The organism is Pedobacter sp. UBA5917, assembly GCF_002432345.1.
In the GTDB taxonomy this organism is placed as follows: Bacteria; Bacteroidota; Bacteroidia; order Sphingobacteriales; family Sphingobacteriaceae; genus Pedobacter.
The window spans coordinates 1-3,055 of sequence record NZ_DJDT01000063.1 but is presented as its reverse complement, the minus strand read 5'-3'; the positions used below and the strand labels follow the sequence as shown (position 1 = coordinate 3,055).

The window sequence follows — 3,055 nt, the reverse complement described above, 5'->3', positions numbered from 1 at the left end:
AACAAGTTCAGAATGACGCACAGTATTTACGGTATGTATGTAACTATACTTTAGTAATCACAAACGATGTTCTCCGGTTATTTTTTCTGCCCAGCTCGGTTTTGTTATCAGCGATTGGTTTACTGGCTCCAAAGCCCTTAAAAGTAAGTCTTTTTGCTTCTATATTATTTTTAACCAGGTATTCGTAAACTGCATTTGCACGGTTAAATGATAATTTCTCGTTCAGTTTATCGTCGCCAACATTATCTGTATGTCCCTGGATTTCGATCTGCACGTTTTCGTTCTGGTGCAGGAACTCGATCAGTAGATCCAGTTCGCGGATAGACGCAGGCAAAAGGTTAAATTTATTGGTATCGAAAAATATGTTCCTTAAGGTAACATTTCCTCCCTGCTTAATTTTTTCGATATAAACTTCAATCTGGTAAGGTTTGTTGATATCACCGCTTTTAAGTTCGAAGTTTTCAGAGTAAAACATATAACCTTCGGCGTTTACATTAAACAGGTAATCGCTGCCCACAGGCATCACAGCCAAAAACTGCCCGGTTTCTGGATCTGTATAGTCATCAAAAACAGTTTTATTGGTTTTGAGATCAACTACCTGTACATTACTTTCTATCGTTTTTTTAGTGTCTTTATCCCTAACGATCCCCTTTATATAAGAAACTTTTGAAGGTTTTGCTGATTCAGGTATTCCAAAACTATAAATATCCTGCAGACCAAAACCACCCTTTAAATTTGAAGAGAAGAGTCCAAAATTTCCATCTGCACTTACTACCAAACCGCTTTCATCTTCAAAAGAATTGATCGGATAACCGATATTAACAGGTTTCTGCCATTTGCCATCGTTATCCATGCGACTGTAAAAAATATCTTTATTTCCGAAGCCCGGCCAACCGTCCGAAGAAAAATATAGTGTTTTCCCATCTGCATGCAGAAAAGGGGTATTTTCGTCATAAATGGTATTTATGTCGGGCCCCAGGTTAACTGCAGGTCCCCATTTTGCATCATCGGTAATCGTACTTTTCCAGATGTCGTAACCACCAGACCCACCGGGGCGGTTACTGATAAAGTATAAAGTTCTTCCGTCAGGACTAATTGCAGGCTGCGATTCCCAATATTCTGAATTAACAGGTTTACCTACATTATAAGGTTCGCCCCAATCTTTTCCTTCGCGGTGCGAAACATAAATATCACATCTGCCTAAACCATCCGGGCGGTTACAGCCGGTAAAAAATAAGTATTTACCATCAGGAGAGATAGTTTGTGCACCTTCATTATATCTGGCTGTATTTATTTTGGCAGATAATGGTACTGCGGTACCCCAGGCATTGTTTTTAAATTGAGAAGTCCAAAAATCTTCGTTTCCATTAACCTGGCGTGTAAAAACCAATGTTTCACCATCGGCTGTTAAAGCAGGGAAATATTCGGCGTCTGTTGTGTTTACACCATCACCCAAATTGGTTGGGCTATATTTTACAGGTTTTTTAACGGCTATAGATGCAAAATCACAATCTAATAGGTATTTCTTGGCTTTTCTGGCTCGATCCGATGAATTATCGAGTGCCAGAAACTCTTCAAAATGTTGTTTTGCTTTGGTATAGTCTTGTACAGCAAATTCGGTTTCGGCCAAACCATATATTACAGCAGGAGCTACCGTTTTATTGATCAGGATGGCTTTTTCGTAAGCTGCTTTGGCCTCGGGATATTTTTTTTCTACTTTATAAACACTTCCCAATGCAATATAGGCATTCTGGAATAGCGGATCAGCCTCAACAGCATTTTTTAAAACCTGCTCGGCACCTGCATAATCCAGTTTATCAATAAGCGGACCTGCTTTCTCAAAAAAAGTTTGCGCCTTTTTGTTTGTGGAACTTTGCCCAAAACAATAAAAGCCGGCGATGCTAAAGAAGAGGAACAGGTAGATTTTCATTACATTAACATTTGGTTATAAAGCTAATGTATTGTTTTTAAGGAATATTTAAAAATTTGTGTGTTTGCAACGAAATTTCCCATTTAGGATTTGCCATTACATATTCGATAATTAACGGGGTAATCTCTTTTGATTTAGACCACTCAGGTTGCAGATACAGTTTACAGGTTGGCGATACCATTGCTGCATACTCTTCGGCCCATTTAAAATCACTTTTATTAAAAACAATTACCTTTAATTCGTGTGCAAAAGGCGTGATATCAGGTCTTGGGGCTTTAAATTTCTTTGGCGATAAACAGATCCAGTCCCAGTTGCCCGAAAGGGGATAAGCGCCAGAGGTTTCGATAAAGGTAAGAATACCTCTTTCCTTTAATTTATTGGTGAGGTAATCCAGGTTATAGATCAATGGCTCGCCTCCGGTAATTACCACAGCCTTGCCCGGATATTGATCTGCATTTTCAACAATCACATCAGCGTGGGTAAGCGGATGCATTTCAGCGTCCCAGCTTTCTTTCACGTCGCACCAGTGACAACCTACATCGCAACCACCCAATCGGATAAAATATGCTGCTTTGCCCGTATTAAATCCTTCGCCCTGTATGGTGTAAAATTCTTCCATTAAAGGAAGTAATGTGCCGTCTTCTGGTATGTCCTGTTTCATTTTTGAGGATGCAAATATCCTAAAAAAATATGGTGATGTGGCCCCTCAACCGAAATTTAATGGAAAGATGAAATAATACTGATATTTATTTACCGTATTTTAGCATAATGAAGTGGTTTAAAGCGCTAAATAACAATCAGATTCCCCGTGCAGATACAATTAAAACAATTGAGGTTAACGGAAAACAGATCTGTTTGATCAATAATGAAGATAAAATTATCGCCACACAATCGCATTGTCCACATGCAGGAGGACATTTTAGTGGTGGCTGGTGTAAAAACGGCAACCTCGTTTGTCCAATCCATCGTTACGAATACAGTTTAAGCACCGGAAGAGGCGCCGAAGGGCAGGGCGATTATATTAATATTTACCCAACAGAATTACGTGAAGATGGTTTATATATTGGTTTTGAGGAAAGTTGGTGGAGTAAGCTTTGGAGTTGATTGGGTTAACTGGTTAATTGT

General features: G+C 39.1%; 3 protein-coding genes. 1 reads left to right on the top strand and 2 read right to left on the bottom strand.

The genetic code is table 11. The features are described from left to right. Positions 1–43: 43 nt before the first annotated feature. On the bottom strand, positions 44–1,930 hold the full coding sequence (locus B2V92_RS04255) for an OmpA family protein (RefSeq protein ID WP_293305026.1): 1,887 nt from the start codon (positions 1,928–1,930) through the stop codon (positions 44–46). A 37-nt stretch (positions 1,931–1,967) separates the two neighbouring features. Then, positions 1,968–2,591: a 7-carboxy-7-deazaguanine synthase QueE gene (locus B2V92_RS04250; RefSeq protein ID WP_293305025.1), complete on the bottom strand. Its 624-nt coding sequence runs from the start codon at positions 2,589–2,591 to the stop codon at positions 1,968–1,970. 107 nt (positions 2,592–2,698) lie between these two features. On the opposite strand from B2V92_RS04250, the gene B2V92_RS04245 reads away from it, so the two are divergent. After that, positions 2,699–3,034, top strand: coding sequence for a Rieske (2Fe-2S) protein (locus tag B2V92_RS04245; protein WP_293305024.1), 336 nt, complete (start codon positions 2,699–2,701; stop codon positions 3,032–3,034). Positions 3,035–3,055: the final 21 nt, after the last annotated feature.

Excerpts from the sequence above, each read along its gene's own strand:
- B2V92_RS04255 (WP_293305026.1), bottom strand. The coding sequence starts at position 1,930 with ATGAAAATCTACCTGTTCCTCTTCTTTAGCATCGCCGGCTTTTATTGT.
- B2V92_RS04250 (WP_293305025.1), bottom strand. The coding sequence starts at position 2,591 with ATGAAACAGGACATACCAGAAGACGGCACATTACTTCCTTTAATGGAA.
- B2V92_RS04245 (WP_293305024.1), top strand. The coding sequence starts at position 2,699 with ATGAAGTGGTTTAAAGCGCTAAATAACAATCAGATTCCCCGTGCAGAT.